Here is a 16,247-nt window from a genome sequence, read left to right as displayed (position 1 = left end):
CATTCTGACCAGAGATTACGGCGTTACCCCTTTTTTTAAAAGAATATTCCCGTACTTTGCCCGCTCTCCTGTGATAACGATTGCAAACGCCTTTTGCGCTCGTTCGTAAAAGGCATAACGGTCAATACGCGTGATGTCTGGACAGGGGGCCTGCAATGAAAGCGCCTGTCGATAGCGAGCCTCGACGTCAGGATCGAGAGCGTCGCCTTCTACAGCGGCCATCATCACCAGCGGTGGGGCGTAGCTGTCCAGTTCAAAAAGCGGAATAATCGCCTGCAGCAGGTCGCTGACCAGCAGGCCGTCGGCGCGAATCACCTGCGGTCCCATGCTATGAGCCGGAAAATGAGCATCGGAAAAGATAATCTCATCGCCGTGACCCATTTCAGCCAGCACCTTCAGCAGGTCGGGGGAAATTAAGGGGGATATTGTTTTGAGCATGTTACTCGACTCCTGTCAGTTCGGATTCGGTTTGCGGATAGAAGTAACGGTACTGGTAGCGCACCTGTGCACGGGCCTGTTCCGGTGAGGGAAATTCCCTAATGCCTGACCAGGCAAACATCGCGGCGCCTGCGACGGTGGTTTCGGCGTCATCCAGCACTTTGACAGGGATCCCAAGCACATTAGCTTTAATCTGGTTCCACAATGCGTTACGGCTTCCCCCGCCAACCAATAACAATTCAGTGGCCTGGAAATGACCGATTTTTTCCAGCGTGTGTAAATTCCGCTGCAACTGTTCTGTCAGCCCTTCCAGTGCGGCGCGATAAAAATGCCCGCGGGTGGTATTGAGCGTAACCCCTTGCCAACCCGCATTCTGAGAGGTCAGCAGGTCGCAGTGCATCTTGACGCCTTCTGCGCCAGCAGGAATGGACCGGGCTTCGTCAATCAGCGTTTGCCAGGGCGATTCGGCAGTCCAAAACAGCTTACGCACCCATTCAAGCACGCCGGAAGCCAGCCACTGCATGCCGGGATTATACAGCCCGACCTGACTGTCTAATTCACAGGTGGAACCCGCATAATGGCTGAGCAGAGAGGTGTCCACCTGTGCGCTGCGTACCATCAGAATTTCCCATGTACCGGAAGAGAGCACCGGTTCGTCTGGCTGAGCTCCTGCGCCAAAGAGCGCAAACTGCGTGTCGTGCCCGGCAGATATCACAGGAATACCCACTGGTAGCCCGAGCAGGCTGGCGGCCTCGTTTTGCAGTACCCCAATCTGTTCGCCCGCTTCCACCAGCCGTGGAAACAGTCGGCGCGGTATGCCGGTCGCCTGCAAAATGTCATCACTGAAATCGCGCTGCTGGATGTTCAGCATCTGGCTGGTGCCCGCCATGGTGATATCTGTGGTGAACTCGCCGGTTAAACGGTGGTTGATAAGCGATGAGATAAACAGCCAGGCGTGCGCCTGTTCCAGTAATTGTGGATGGTTTTCTTTCAGCCACACCAGTTTATACAGCGTGTTAAAGCTAAACGCGCCGACGCCGGAGATTTCCTGCAACTGCTGCGGTGACATGTAGCGATGGATATTTTCCATTACTGCTGCGGTGCGTGGGCACTTCCAACTGATTACCGGATATAACTGCCTGCCGTGTTGATCGACCAGCGCACCGTCTACGCCGAAGGTGGTGACGGCGATCCCGCAGATACGGCAATTGGCCAGTTGCGTGGAGAGCCGCTGACAGCAGCCGGCGAAGCGTTGCAAAATGGCTTCCAGCGACCACTGATGCCAGATACCGTTCTCCGCGGCAATATCACTGGCGTTGGGCGTAGAGGCGCGGGCGATAATTTTTCCCTGACGGTCAACGGCTATGGCCCGCACGTTGGTCGCGCCACAGTCGAGGACCAGGATAACCTCTTGTTTCATAATTGCTCCTGGGAGATTACCTATTGCCGGATGGCGGCTTCGCCTTATCCAGCCTACAAAACCGTGCGCTTCGTAGGCCTGATAAGACGCGTAAGCGCCACCATCAGGCAATTGCTCGATGTTTAACGCTTATACAGCGGACCGTAGTTCTGGCAGGCGCGATAATCCTGGCCTTCCGTATCCATTCCGTGGGCTGCCCAGGCTGAAGGACGGTAAATTTTCTCGTCTTCCACGTTGTGCATGCAAACCGGGATACGCAGCATGGCGGCCAGAGTGATAAAGTCTGCGCCCACGTGACCAATTGTCAGCACTCCGTGGTTTGCGCCCCAGTTAGCCATAACCGAATAGACATCGCTGAACGGGCCTTTACCGGTTAAGCGCGGGGCAAACCAGGTGGTCGGCCAGGTAGAGTTGGTGCGCGCATCGAGCTGGTCATGCATATCTTCCGGTAATTCCACGCTCCAGCCTTCTGCGATTTGCAGTACCGGCCCCAGGCCCTTGATGATGTTGATGCGAGTCATGGTGAACGGCACGCCGCCCTCGGTCAGGAAGCGAGAGGAGTAGCCGCCGCCGCGGAAGTATTCGTGAATAGCCGGACACCATTCGGTTGCCGCCAGGCAATCATCGACCTCTTTTTGCGAGATTTCCCAGTGCGGTTTCATGGTCGGTTTCCCTGCGTCGTCGCGCTGTTTGCAGGAGCCGTCCAGTGCTGCCGAGCCGGAGTTAATCAGGTGAATAATGCCGTGCTCAGCAAGGCCGGTCAGCGGTTTACCCGTGACACGCTCCACCGCTTCTGGCGACCAGTAGGTGCGCACATCGGCAAAGACCTGCGCCGTGCCGGTGAGTTGATGGCCGAACAGCATCGCCACGCCGTTCAGGCTGTCGTTTTCGGTGGCGACAACGAACGGTTCGCGTATGCCATTCCAGTCAAAGGAGCTGTTGAGCAGCGCTTCGGCGGTATCACCATTCGGATATTGATCGGTCCAGTGACGCTGGCCCTGGAAGCCTGCGGCAATCGCGTTGTATCCCAGCGACTCTTCAACCCGACCTTTGTCGGCCAGCTTCTGGTTACCCTGCATCATGTCGCGAATGCACATGGCCATTAGCAGACTCTCTTTCAGCACCGTACGGCTCTGTTCTGCATTGCGCTTATATTGCTGCGCGTTCTGATCCTCGCCGTAGCGGAAGTTTTTGTCCGCCCATGCCAGCGCCATTTCCAGCTCAGCTTCGTCATAGATTTTTTGGTCGATGCGACGACGCAGTTCGGTCATATCAACGGGTTGAACTTTCATTCCCAGCCAGGATTCAAAGAAGTTATGATCGACAATAGAGCCGGCAATACCCATTGAAACGCCGCCTACGGACAGGTAGGTTTTGCCTTTCATACCGGCGACGGCTAAGCCCGCGCGGGCAAAGCGCAGCAATTTTTCTTCCACATCGGCAGGGATCGTGGTGTCGCCGGCGTCCTGTACGTCATGGCCGTAAATAGAGAAGGCAGGAAGTCCTTTTTGATTATGCGCAGCCAGCGCGGCGGCCAGATAAACGGCCCCCGGACGTTCTGTACCGTTGAAACCCCAGATAGCTTTCGGCCGCATTGGATCCATGTCGATGGTTTCGCTACCGTAGCACCAGCATGGGGTCACTGTGATGGTCACGCCCACATTCAGGCTGCTGAATTTTTCTTCGCAGGCGGCAGATTCCGCCATCCCGGCGATACAGGTGTCGGCAATGACACATTCAATTTGCGCGCCGCAGGCGTGACGAAGTTTCTCAGCGATCAGCGCAGCGGTGGCTTTAGCCATATTCATGGTTTGCTCTTCGAGCGATTCACGAACACCCATACGGCGCCCATCAATCACCGGACGAATGCCAATTTTCGGTAAGCTATTTTTTTTCATTCGAGGTTCCTCATCTCACTTTATGCCGTGCTGCAAAAGCGGATGTTGAACACCACCGTCGCAGTTGGCTGAATAATTCATTTTTGCTAACTCGAGTTAGCTTAGGTATTAGAGAGTTTTTTGCACAACTTTTTTGTTGTGGAACTGTGAGAGGCTTCACGAGAAGTGGTTAAAATTCGATCTGTGTCAAATAAACCAGAACGCATATTTTTGTATAAATTCTTTTAAATTAAGTAGTTGCAATAAATTGTTTGTTCAGCGTCACAGATTTAAACCAAATGATTTGGCTAATTTGAGTAGCTAAAATAGCTTTAAAAGGCACTTCGCTAACTCGAGTTAGCATGATTGATGAAACGCATATGAACGTATAAGTAGTATTCGCATTAACGGTGACGATGGCTTCCTGGCAACGTTTTTTCGCCTGATTCACTGATTGCAGTTTCTGTATATTGAGGAAAGCAGCAATGTCTGAAACATTTTTACAGATGAGTCATATTACGAAACGTTTTCCCGGCGTATTAGCGTTGAGTAATGTGGATTTTGCTTTACGCAAAGGCGAGGTTCATGCGCTGCTGGGTGAGAATGGCGCAGGAAAGTCTACGTTGATGAAGATTTTATCCGGTGTTTATCAGCCTGATGAAGGAGATATTATTTTTGAAGGGCAATCTGTTTCTTTTGCGAACCCGTTGAGCGCACAAAGCGCAGGTATCACGATTATTCACCAGGAATTTAATCTTTTCCCTGAACTCACGGTAGAAGAAAATATTTTTATTGGCAGGGAGTTTTGCAAAAATAACCGCTGGCGTCTGGATGAAAAACAACAGCGACAGGCTGCTATCGATATTTTGCAAAAATTAAACCTGAATATCTCCCCAGAAACGCTGGTGGCCGATCTGACCGTCGCGCAACAACAAATGGTTGAGATTGCTAAAGCGATATCGGTGAATGCTAAGATCCTTATTATGGATGAACCGACGGCGGCACTGACGGAAACGGAAATCGACAGCTTATTTCAGGTGACCCGTTTGCTGAAAGAACAGGGAACGGGCATTGTTTATATCTCGCACAGACTGGAAGAACTGGCGCTGATAGCCGATCGCGCTACGGTGATGCGTGATGGTCAGTTTATTGCCACTGTAGATTATGATGCGGTTAAAATTAGCGACCTGATTGCCATGATGGTTGGGCGGGACCTCGGCAATATCTATCCTCGCCGTGGACCTTTGGCTCAACGTAAGCCGGTGTTGGAAGTCAGCGGTCTGACTCGCAATGGTGTACTGAACAACATTGATTTCACCCTGTATCAGGGCGAAATATTGGGCTTTGCCGGTCTGATGGGCGCAGGGCGTACCGAGCTGGCGCGGGCGATTTTTGGCGCGGATCCCATTGATGGCGGTACCCTCAAGCTAAACGGAAAAGTGACGGTAATTAAAGATATTCCTGATGCTATCCAACAGGGTATCAGCTATTTAACCGAGGACAGAAAAAAAGAGGGGCTGGCATTAGGACTGTCCGTTGAGCGTAATATTATGTTGGGCAATTATCCTGAATATTCTGACCGCTATGGCAATGTGGACAGCAAACGTTGTCAGAAAACCAGCGAGGAACAGGTTAAAGCTCTACGGATTAAAACACCACATTTAGAGCAGGCTGCACTGAATTTAAGTGGCGGTAATCAGCAGAAAATTATTATTGCCAGATGGGTATGTAAAGATACCGATATTCTCATCTTTGACGAACCCACTCGCGGTATTGATGTGGGGGCCAAACTTGAAATTTATGAATTAATGAATCGACTGGTGGCAAAAGGGAAGTCAATTATCATGATTTCCTCTGAATTACCGGAAGTGCTGGGTATGTGCGATCGCATTTTGGTTATGCGTAATGGACGTATTACCGGGGAGTTAGCTTCTGATGACGCCACACAAGAAAAAATCATGCAATACGCGACGTTAGAGGACTAATTTATGACTATCTCTGTAACCTCTTCAGACAGCAATAATAAGAAAATAAAAATTAACAAAGAACTTTTAATGCGCCTTGCGCCGCTTTTGAGTCTGATTATTTTAGTAATATTTTTTAGTTTTGGTTCGCCATTTTTCTTTAACACTGAAAACATCATGACAATTGCCTTGCAAACGTCAGTGATTGGCATCATGGCGATTGGCGTTACCTTTGTCATTATCACTTCAGGAATCGATCTTTCTCTTGGCTCGGTAGTGGCCTTTTCTGGTGTTGCGGTAGGCATCAGCGCCACGCTGGGATTGCCTCTGCCCGTATGTATTCTGGCGGGGGTGCTGGCCGGGGGATTATGCGGCTATATCAACGGCCTGCTGGTCACCAAAATGACTATCCCGCCTTTTATCGCCACGCTGGGCCTGATGATGTCAGTCAGAGGCATCAATATGGTGATGACCGATGGTCGTGCGATTTATTTCGCTGATTACCCCACCTTCAAAATGCTGGCCCAGGGACGTTTGTTTGATGTGCTGCCTTATCCCGTTTTTTACCTGGTGGTGGTGGCGTTAATTGCCGCCTACATCCTGAAGAAAACGGTGATTGGTCGCTATGTTTACGCCGTGGGTAGCAATGAGGTAGCCGCACATCTTTCCGGTATTAAAGTTCAGCGCGTCAAAATTTTCGTCTACGCCTTTTGTGGTCTGCTGACTGGGATTGCCGGGGTGATTCTGGCTTCTCGTTTGAACTCAGGACAACCAACGGTCGGCGTGGGGTATGAGCTGGAAGCTATCGCGGCGGTTGTTATTGGCGGTACGAGCCTGATGGGCGGAATTGGCACCATCGGCGGCACGATCATCGGCGCATTCATTATGAGCGTGCTGAAGAATGGTCTGAACCTGATGGGCGTTTCCCAGTTCTGGCAAATGGTTGCCATGGGCGTGGTGGTCATTGCCGCGGTTTATCTCGATACATTACGCAAAAAAATTCGTTGATTTACGCTCCCGGAAGTCACGGGGCATCATAACCCTGACGTTTAGGGTGACTCACTCAGAACGGAGTAAAACAATGAGAACCAGGAATTTTGTCTATGCGTTATCCCTGCTGGCCTGTATGACATCCAGCGTATTGGCTAAAGATATGAACCTTCCGGTGGTCAGTAAAGGTTTCCAGCATGAATTCTGGCAAACCGTGAAAATGGGGACGGAAGCGGCAGCAAAAGAGTTGGGCGATAAAACCAGCTATGTTGGCCCGGCGGATGAAACTCAAATTGCTGAGCAGATTCAGTTGGTTGAAAACGCGATGGCGCAAAAACCCAATGGATTATTACTGGCAGCGTTAGATGCCAATGCGCTTGCGCCATTAGTTGAGACCGCAAATTCACGCGGCATTAAAGTTGTGACGTTTGACTCCGGCGTGAATTCCGATATTCCGGTGAGCTTTGTCGCCACGAATAACCGTAAAGCCGGTGCAGAAGCCGCAGATGCGCTGGCAGCGGAAGTGGGCAGCAAAGGAAAAGTTGGCATTATTGCGCACGTAGCGGGGACCTCCTCAGCGATTGAGCGTTCGGAAGGGTTTATTGCCCGTATGAAGGAGAAATATCCGGATATTCAGGTGCTACCGGTCCAGTACAGTGATGGCGATCCGCAAAAGGCGATGGATAAAACCATCGATATGATCCAGGCCAATCCTGATATTGCAGGGATTTATGGCACGAATGAAGGTTCAACGCTGGGCGTAGCAAACGCTATTGATAGTCAGAACCTGAAAGGCAAAGTGAAAGTGATTGGTTTTGATAGCACAGAGGCAATTATTGCCTTCCTGAAGTCCGGAGTGATTCAGGGATTTGTGGTGCAGGACGCTTATCAGATTGGCTACCAGGGTATCAAGACGCTGAATGCAGCGGTATCGGGTCAGTCTGTACCGAAAGAAATTGATATTCCGGTGAAATTTGTCAGTGCGAAGAACATTGATACCCCGGAAATTGACAAATTGTTACACCCATTTGGTAAAAAATAAGACCGTTGGGGCGAGGTACTCGCCCCATCATTAGCCAGCGTCAGGGAGTTACTATGGGCAGTGGATATTTCCTCGGTGTGGATGTCGGTTCCGCCAGCGTCAGGGCTGGTGTCTTTGATGCCAGTGGCACACGGCTGGCTTTTGCGACACGCCCCATCTTGCAGTTTCGACCCGGTCCTGAGCGGGTTGAGCAGTCATCTGCAGAAATCTGGCAGCAGGTTTGCCAGGCAGTGAAGGAGGCGGTGTCGTCATCCGGGGTTTGTATTGAGGATATTCGCTCATTGGGATTTGATGCCACCTGTTCATTGGTGGTACTGGATGAACAGGGGCGGGGCCTGGCGGTTTCACCAGGCGAACCGTCAGACCATAACATCATCATGTGGATGGATCATCGTGCGTCGCAGGAGACGCAGCGTATTAACGCCACGCAGGATCCGTCTCTACGCTACGTTGGCGGTGAAGTCAGCGTCGAAATGGAGCTTCCCAAAGTGCTATGGCTGAAAAAACATTTTCCAGCCACCTGGGAGAGCGCACATCGCTTCTACGATCTGGCGGACTTTCTGGTCTCTAAAGCTACCGCTAATGATGTTGCAGGACTGTGCACGCTGACCTGTAAATGGAACTATCTGGCACATGAACAACGCTTCAGCCACTCCCTGCTCGACGCCGTTGGATTAACGGATTTGTTGGGCAAAATCCCGTCGCGTATTCTTCCGCCAGGCGCTGGCGTTGGAACGCTTAGCAGCGATTCGGCCCAGGCGCTGGGGCTGACGACTGCAGTGGTCGTCGCCAGCGGTATGATTGATGCCCATGCTGGCGGAGTTGCGCTTGCCGGGGTTGAGCCTGAGGGGACGTTGGCGCTGATTAGCGGAACGTCAAATTGCCATATGCTGTGCAGCGAGCAGGAAATTCATACGCCAGGTGTTTGGGGGCCTTATTGGTCAGCCATGCTGCCAGGCTACTGGCTGACGGAAGGGGGGCAGAGTGCTGCTGGGGCGTTAGTCGACTGGACGCTTCAGGAATCAGGAGCCAGTGCTGAGCTGTTTCACAAAGCTGAGGCCCGGGGCTGCCATCCCATTGTTTTAGTTAATGAATGGGTTGCCGCACTTGAGGAGCAGGAGTCTGAGCCTGGTCGTTATCTGCATGTGCTTGCCGATCACCACGGTAATCGTTCGCCGCGCGCACGGCCCGATGCTCGAGGCAGCATCTGTGGTTTGACGCTGGAACGAGGCGAGATGCAGGTAGCTCGCCTGTACCTGGCGACATTACAGGCGATCGCCTGCGGTACGCGGCATATTATGGAAGTGATGCGTGAAAACGGTCACACCATTTCCCGACTGACGCTGTGCGGCGGCGCAACGCATAACCCACTGTGGATGAGAGAATATGCCGATGCTACCGGATGCGATATTCATCTTATGCAGGAAGAGGATGCGGTGACGTTAGGTGCGGCTATCACTGGCGCGGTAGCATGCGGCGCGTGGGCAACTATACCGTCCGCATGCCGGGCGATGGTTCGATCGGGCGAGGTGATTAAGGCGAACCCGGCGCGGCGGAACTTCTATGATCGCAAATACCAGGCTTATCTGATGCTGTGGGATCAGCAGCAGGCGATTAACCAACTTATGCAGTAAGACAAAAGTTTAAAATACTTTTATGATTGTAGATTGACGTTTTTGGATGTGGACTGGGGCATATAGATGGCTAAAACAGTAGAACAGATAGCCAGCGATCTGAATTTATCGGTTACGACCGTACGACTGGTGCTGAACGGGAAAGCAGAGCAATATCGAATCAGTGTCAAAACCCAAACGCGTATTAATGAATATGTCGAGCGCTATGGTTACGTCATTAACCATTCAGCACGTAGCCTGAAATTAAATAAAACGGATACTTTGGGATTGATTGTACCCAATATTTCCAACGTCTTTTTTGCCACACTCGCAGAAAAACTTGAGCAACGCTGTCGTCGTTCAGGTTATCAGTTAACGATCAGCTGTACCTATGACGATGTTGATTACGAAAATAAACTGACCAAAGCGTTAATCGCCCGTAATGTCGATGGCCTTTTTATTGTCCCCTCAACGTTAGAGAATCAGCAACACCATTTACGTCAGGTCAGAAAACCGATGGTGTTACTTGACCGTGATTTTAAGTATACCGATAACGCACTGGTAGAAAGTCATAACATCTTGGGCGGCGAGAAATTGACGCAGAGTCTGTTTGACGCTGGAAAGTCGCCAATCTGGTTTTTAGTGGGGGATACCGGATTACCCAGCATTGGTGATCGTTTGCAAGGTTATCTTAATGCATTGAACAATAATGGTATTTCACATAGAGATTGGGTGCGCGAAGGTCCGGACAACACACCTGAAGGTGGTTATCGACTGATGGATGAGTTGATCGGCGAACAGGGCTGTCCGCAGGCGTTTATCGCCTCATCATTACCGGTACTGGAGGGGGCCATTAACGCTATTCGTAATCGTTTGGGCACAATTCCACCGGAAATTAATATTGGGACATTCGATGAACACCCAATGCTGGGATTCCTCGCCAATAATGTCTGGTCAATGCAACAGGATGAAAATGTCTGGGCGGAAAAAGCATTCGATATGATGATGAGTGCTATTGATGATCACCCAATTAAAGAAACTGTAAAAGTTGAGATGAAACTTATTAAGCGCGTAAGACAACCTTAATATTTCGCTATAAATAAATCGGCCAACTGAATCTGAATAAATACGTTCAGTGGCTGCCTGTACCTAAAACCTGACCCGTCTTATTCTGCGGCTGCATTTTTCGCAATAAAGACGAGGGGAAACTGTACCCGGAGAATCATTATGGAAAGAATGCGTTTGTCGCGAGAAATCATTGAAACCTGTCTGGAAATGACCAGCCTTGGATTGAATCAGGGGACGGCGGGAAATGTGAGTGCGCGTTATGAAAACGGGATGCTGATCACGCCCAGCGGTATTCCTTACGAAAGACTTACTGAAAACATGATCGTGTATGTAGATAACGACGGGAAATATGATAAAGGACAATTACCCTCCAGTGAATGGCGTTTTCACCTGGCGGCATACCAGACGCGTCCGGATGCCAATGCGGTTGTCCATAACCATGCCGTACACTGCACGGCCGTTTCAATTCTTAATCGCCCTATCCCGGCAATTCACTACATGATTGCAGCGGCGGGGGGGAACTCTATTCCGTGTGCGCCTTATGCGACGTTTGGTACACGAGAGCTGTCAGAGCATGTGAGCGTCGCCCTGAAAAACCGTAAGGCAACGCTTTTACAGCACCATGGGTTGATTGCTTGCGAAGCGAATTTGGAAAAAGCACTGTGGTTGGCGCATGAAGTGGAAGTTCTGGCCCGTCTGTACCTGAGCACGCTGGCGATTGTTGACCCGGTGCCGGTGCTGGATGACGAGGAGATCGCTATTGTGCTGGAGAAATTCAAATCTTACGGATTACGCATTGAAGAGTAATTTCGCATAGCGAAAAGGAGAAATACAATGGCGAACAGAATGATTCTGAATGAAACGGCATGGTTTGGCCGGGGGGCTGTTGGCGCATTAACCGATGAAGTTATTCGTCGCGGTTATCGCAAGGCGTTGATTGTAACTGATAAAAATCTGGTGCAGTGCGGCGTTGTTGAGAAAGTGACTTCCCGAATGGATGCTGCAGGTCTGGCATGGGAAATCTATTCAGGCGTTATTCCTAATCCAACCATTGCGGTAGTGCAGGAAGGATTGAGTGTCTTTCAGCAAAGCGGCGCAGACTATCTGATAGCAATCGGCGGAGGCTCCCCGCAGGATACCTGTAAAGCGATTGGCATTATCAATAATAATCCTGAGTTTGCTGATGTACGCAGCCTTGAAGGGTTATCGCCGACACGCAACCCAAGTGTGCCGGTTATGGCTATCCCAACCACCGCGGGAACGGCGGCGGAAGTGACCATTAACTACGTGATCACCGACGAAGAAAATCGGCGCAAGTTTGTTTGTGTCGATCCACATGACATCCCGCAGGTGGCGTTCATCGATGCTGATATGATGGACGGCATGCCTGCTGCGTTAAAAGCGGCTACTGGGGTAGATGCACTGACTCATGCCATTGAAGGTTACATCACCCGGGCAGCGTGGGCGCTTACCGATGCGCTGCACATTAAAGCCATCGAAATTATTGCCGGGTCATTACGCGGTTCCGTTACGGGTGACAGCCAGGCGGGTGAAGCGATGGCGCTGGGCCAATACGTAGCCGGGATGGGCTTTTCCAACGTAGGTCTGGGATTAGTGCATGGCATGGCACACCCGTTAGGCGCGTTTTATAACACGCCGCATGGCGTAGCGAATGCTATTTTGCTGCCGCACGTGATGCACTATAACGCCGAATTCACTGGGGAAAAATTCCGCGATATCGCCCGGGTAATGGGGGTTAAGGTTGAAGGGCTGACATTGGCGCAAGCACGTAAAGCGGCAGTGGATGCCGTCTTCGCCCTTAACCGCGATGTAGGGATCCCCCTGCATTTACGCGATGTTGGCGTCCGTAAAGAGGATATTCCTGCATTGGCGCAAGCCGCATTTGACGATGTTTGTACCGGGGGAAATCCGCGTGAAGCGAGCCTTGGGGATATCGTCGAGCTGTACCATACTGCCTGGTAATCACCTGGCGTTTATCTGGCCTACAGGGTTATACGTTAAGTAGGCCGGATAAGCGCAGCGCCATCCGAAAATAAGACTACCGTGCCAGCCGTAGCTGCTGTAGGTTTCCGTCGATATGTAAGTCCGTTTGCAGCCGCGCGATATCGCGGCACAAAAACGCCATTTCCCGATGTTCTTCGAGTTTCTTGCGCCATTTCTCCGGTACGTCATCCAGATGTTCATACAGTGCTTCCAGCGTTGGAAACTGCGTCAACAATTGTGTGGCGCTTTTAGGACCAATACCGGCAACCCCAGGTATCTTAGAACTGCTGATCCCTGCCAGTCCCCAGTAATCAGGCAACTGTTGCGGCAGTACGCCGAACTCTTTCTCGATAAACGGCGCATCCAGCCAGCGTTTCTGGAAATAATCGCGAATACGCAGTGTTGGGGAGAGTAGCTGACAATAGCCTTTATCGGTTGAGACGATGGTTGCCTGATGTCCGGCCTGGCTAACTTTCACCGCCAGAGTTGCGGCTAAATCATCGGCTTCATTCCCGCTGGATTCCCAGCAGCAGACACCGCGCTGTTCAAAAGCGGCGCGTAAGGCGGGCATTTCCTTGTGTAAATCGTCAGGCATTGGCGGGCGACCGGCTTTGTAGTCAGGTAAGCGTTGGTGACGCCAGCCGCTGTTGCGCGCTTCGTCATCAAATACCGCCACGGCGTGTGTGGGCTGACTGTGCACAATCAACTGATCGAGCGCGTGCTGGCACGTCTCCACGCAGGGGGAGCCCTGTACGGCGTGAATTCGGCGGATAAGATTCAGTGCATCGACAATGAGCAGATGGACGGCCACGGTGTTCTCCCTAACAAATCAGTCTGTAGGGTAACATTCACGGCGAGTGGAGGCGAAGATCTGATACAACATTTTGCCGGATAGCGGCTGAAGCCTTATCCGGCCTACAAATGAATACGGCACTGTAGGCCGGATAAGCTTGCGCCATCCGGCAATGGGGTGGGACTTAATCGCAGGTGACAATTTTCATTGCCAAACCGCCGCGAGATGTTTCGCGGTATTTGGCATTCATGTCTTTACCGGTTTCGTACATGGTCTCGATAACTTTATCGAGGCACACGCGTGGCTCACTGGTACGGCGCAGCGCCATACGTGCGGCGTTCACCGCTTTCACGGACGCGATCGCGTTACGCTCAATGCACGGTACCTGTACCTGGCCGGCAACCGGATCGCAGGTCAGACCCAGGTTATGTTCCATACCGATTTCTGCCGCGATGCACACCTGCATTGGACTACCACCCAGCAGTTCAGCCAGACCAGCCGCTGCCATGGAGCAGGCCACGCCAACTTCACCCTGACAGCCGACTTCGGCACCAGAGATAGAGGCGTTCATCTTATACAGTGAACCAATGGCGCTCGCGACCAGCATGTAGCGTGCCAGCGAGTTAGCGTTCACTTCACGGATAAACTTGTCGTAATACGCCAGTACGGCAGGAACAATCCCGCATGCACCGTTGGTTGGCGCGGTAACTACACGTCCACCTGCTGCGTTTTCTTCGTTCACGGCCAGCGCGAACATGTTGATCCAGTCAACAACCGCCATCGGGTCAGTGGTGGTTTTGTCGCTGCTGACCAGCATGCGACGCAGCGCAGCAGCACGACGCGGGACGCGCAGTTTGCCCGGCAATACACCTTCGGTGGTGATGCCGCGCTCAATCCCGCTACGCATCACTTCCCAGACGTTAGCAAAGTGCTGTTCCAGCTCTTCTTTGCTGTGTAGGGCCAGTTCGTTTTGCATCATCAGACCGGAAAGTGACAGGCCGGTTTCCTGGCAATGACGTTGCAAATCAGCTGCGGATTTATACGGATACGGCACGTTTACCGGAGAGTTATTCGGTAAACCAAAATGTTCTTCATCAACGATGAAACCACCGCCAATGGAATAGTAAGTCTGGCTGTAAATGGCTTTTTCGCCTGCCAGTGCGGTAATACGCATTCCGTTTTCGTGCAGGGACAGATTGTCCGCATGGAAATTCATGCACTTGTCGACCGGGAACTCGACCTCATGTTGACCGCCTGCCAGCAGCAAACGCCCATGAGTATTCACATCCTGGATAAATGAAGGGATGGCATCAATGTCTACGGTATCCGGCAGATTACCCGCCAGGCCCATAATAATCGCGATGTCGGTATGGTGACCTTTTCCCGTCAGAGATAAAGAGCCATAGACATCAACCACTACGCGGGTTACGTCAGTGAGAATTCCGCGTGCAATCAGGTCATCCGTGAATTGTTTGCCTGCTTTCATCGGGCCAACAGTGTGGGAGCTGGAAGGGCCAATGCCGATTTTGAAAATATCGAATACGCTAATCATGAGGCGTCCATTGTGTATCGAGATGCGCCGCCCCGAAGAGCGGCGCAGGGGAATTAACTGAACAGAGAGTAGAAAATAGCGGAGATAGCGATCAGGCCCATAATCACAACGAAGACGTTGCTGATATGGCCGCTGTACTTACGCATTGCCGGAACTTTCTGGATGGCATACATCGGCATCAGGAACAGAATCATCGCGATGATTGGGCCACCCAGGGTCTCAATCATACCGAGGATGCTCGGGTTCAGCGTCGCCACAATCCAGGTGGTTACCAGCATGAACAGTGCAGTGATTTTGTTCAGTTTGTTGATTTCGATGGATTTGCCTTTGCCGCGCAGAGACTTAATCACCATCCCGTTGAAGCCTTCACGTGCGCCCAGGTAGTGGCCGAGGAAGGATTTGGTGATAGCGATAATCGCGATGATCGGTGCCATCCAGGCAATAATCGGCGCGTTAAAGTGGTTCGCCAGGTAAGACAGAATCGAGATGTTCTGCTCTTTTGCTGCTGCCAGGTCCGCCGGGGTCAGGCTGAATACACAGCTGAAGACGAAGAACATAACGGTCAGTACCATCATGATGTGAGCGAATGCCAGAATCTTGGAGCATTTCTTCTCAGCTTCATCACCGTACTCTTCACGCTTCGCCACGGCGAAGGAGGAGATGATCGGGGAGTGGTTGAAGGAGAACACCATTACCGGAATCGCCAGCCACAGGGTCAACAGCAGGCCGTTCCCGGTGGTTGCCGCAGAGTCAAAAGACATAGTTTCCAGAATCGCACCGCTCCACTGAGGGATCAGATACAGCGCCAGCAGCATCAGAGCCGCAACGAACGGGAATACCAGGATGCTCATCGCCTTAACGATCATCTGCTCACCGAAGCGCACGATGGTCATCATGCCGACAATCAGGATCAGAGACAGGATTGCACGCGGCGGAGGAGTAATCGCCAGCTGATGGGTCAGGAAGCTTTCAACGGTATTGGTGATTGCTACGCTGTAAACCAACAGAATCGGGTAGATAGCGAAGAAGTAGAGCAGGGTAATCAGTTTACCTGCGCCAACGCCGAAGTGTTCTTCTACAACTTCGGTGATGTCTTCACCCGGATTTTTACCGGACAGCACAAAGCGAGTCAGACCGCGGTGTGCAAAGAAGGTCATTGGGAAGGCAAGGATCGCCATGATGATCAGCGGGATCATACCGCCTACGCCTGCGTTGATCGGCAGGAACAATACACCCGCGCCAATCGCCGTGCCGTAAAGGCCCAGCATCCACATGGTGTCTGTCTTGCGCCATGCGCTGCGGGTCTGGCCCGTAACGATAGTGCCGGTTTGAGTGTTTTCCATCTATTTCTCCTGGAGGAAGCTTAAAAAGCCGGGTTTGAGGTCAATCCAATGAGAAAGTACCCGGCTGTAAATCGAAATTCGTTGAGCGATTTTTATATAATTTTTCGCCGTAATAATTTTCGGGCGGAAAGATACATTTTAGT

The 16,247-nt window shown here is 51.6% G+C and carries 13 protein-coding genes; 7 read left to right on the top strand and 6 right to left on the bottom strand.

The annotated features are described in order from the left end of the window. Window positions 1–15: 15 nt before the first annotated feature. From fucU to fucI, 3 genes are all read right to left on the bottom strand, one after another. Window positions 16–438 carry an L-fucose mutarotase gene (fucU, locus tag G4551_RS18865; protein ID WP_003840383.1) on the bottom strand — a complete coding sequence of 141 codons (423 nt, stop codon included), beginning with the start codon at window positions 436–438 and terminating at the stop codon, window positions 16–18. Between the two features lies 1 nt (window position 439). After that, window positions 440–1,858: an L-fuculokinase gene (gene fucK, locus G4551_RS18860; RefSeq protein WP_003840381.1), complete on the bottom strand. Its 1,419-nt coding sequence runs from the start codon at window positions 1,856–1,858 to the stop codon at window positions 440–442. Window positions 1,859–1,980: 122 nt separating this feature from the next. Further along, entirely contained in the window at window positions 1,981–3,756 is a 1,776-nt protein-coding gene (gene fucI / locus G4551_RS18855; protein ID WP_003840379.1) for an L-fucose isomerase, read from the bottom strand. A 464-nt stretch (window positions 3,757–4,220) separates the two neighbouring features. On the opposite strand from fucI, the gene G4551_RS18850 reads away from it, so the two are divergent. From G4551_RS18850 to fucO, 7 genes are all read left to right on the top strand, one after another. After that, window positions 4,221–5,720 carry a sugar ABC transporter ATP-binding protein gene (locus G4551_RS18850; protein ID WP_003034052.1) on the top strand — a complete coding sequence of 500 codons (1,500 nt, stop codon included), beginning with the start codon at window positions 4,221–4,223 and terminating at the stop codon, window positions 5,718–5,720. A 3-nt stretch (window positions 5,721–5,723) separates the two neighbouring features. Further along, complete coding sequence (locus G4551_RS18845) at window positions 5,724–6,707, top strand: ABC transporter permease (protein WP_003034055.1); 984 nt, start codon at window positions 5,724–5,726, stop codon at window positions 6,705–6,707. Between the two features lie 73 nt (window positions 6,708–6,780). Further along, window positions 6,781–7,731, top strand: coding sequence for an ABC transporter substrate-binding protein (locus G4551_RS18840; protein WP_003034057.1), 951 nt, complete (start codon window positions 6,781–6,783; stop codon window positions 7,729–7,731). Window positions 7,732–7,784: 53 nt separating this feature from the next. Beyond that, window positions 7,785–9,365: an FGGY-family carbohydrate kinase gene (locus G4551_RS18835; RefSeq protein WP_003840376.1), complete on the top strand. Its 1,581-nt coding sequence runs from the start codon at window positions 7,785–7,787 to the stop codon at window positions 9,363–9,365. Between the two features lie 66 nt (window positions 9,366–9,431). Then, entirely contained in the window at window positions 9,432–10,430 is a 999-nt protein-coding gene (locus tag G4551_RS18830; RefSeq protein ID WP_003034060.1) for a LacI family DNA-binding transcriptional regulator, read from the top strand. Window positions 10,431–10,571: 141 nt separating this feature from the next. Further along, window positions 10,572–11,219, top strand: a complete 648-nt coding sequence (gene fucA, locus G4551_RS18825; RefSeq protein ID WP_003034062.1) for an L-fuculose-phosphate aldolase — start codon at window positions 10,572–10,574, stop codon at window positions 11,217–11,219. Window positions 11,220–11,246: 27 nt separating this feature from the next. Continuing rightward, the gene (gene fucO / locus G4551_RS18820; RefSeq protein ID WP_003840374.1) at window positions 11,247–12,395 is read left to right on the top strand and encodes a lactaldehyde reductase; all 1,149 of its coding nucleotides are present in this window, start codon (window positions 11,247–11,249) and stop codon (window positions 12,393–12,395) included. Window positions 12,396–12,471: 76 nt separating this feature from the next. Here the strand turns inward: fucO and xni are convergent, their stop codons facing one another. The 3 genes from xni to G4551_RS18805 form a co-directional block, all read right to left on the bottom strand. Further along, window positions 12,472–13,227, bottom strand: a complete 756-nt coding sequence (gene xni, locus G4551_RS18815; RefSeq protein WP_003840372.1) for a flap endonuclease Xni — start codon at window positions 13,225–13,227, stop codon at window positions 12,472–12,474. A 166-nt stretch (window positions 13,228–13,393) separates the two neighbouring features. Beyond that, a complete protein-coding gene (locus G4551_RS18810) occupies window positions 13,394–14,761 on the bottom strand; it encodes an L-serine ammonia-lyase (protein WP_003840371.1) in 1,368 nt (455 codons plus the stop codon). Between the two features lie 53 nt (window positions 14,762–14,814). Then, the gene (locus G4551_RS18805) at window positions 14,815–16,104 is read right to left on the bottom strand and encodes an HAAAP family serine/threonine permease (protein WP_003840368.1); all 1,290 of its coding nucleotides are present in this window, start codon (window positions 16,102–16,104) and stop codon (window positions 14,815–14,817) included. Window positions 16,105–16,247: the final 143 nt, after the last annotated feature.

Source organism: Citrobacter freundii ATCC 8090 = MTCC 1658 = NBRC 12681 (assembly GCF_011064845.1).
Classification (GTDB): Bacteria; Pseudomonadota; Gammaproteobacteria; order Enterobacterales; family Enterobacteriaceae; genus Citrobacter; species Citrobacter freundii.
The sequence above is the reverse complement of the archived record's forward strand: the minus strand, read 5'-3'. Positions and strand labels throughout refer to the sequence as shown.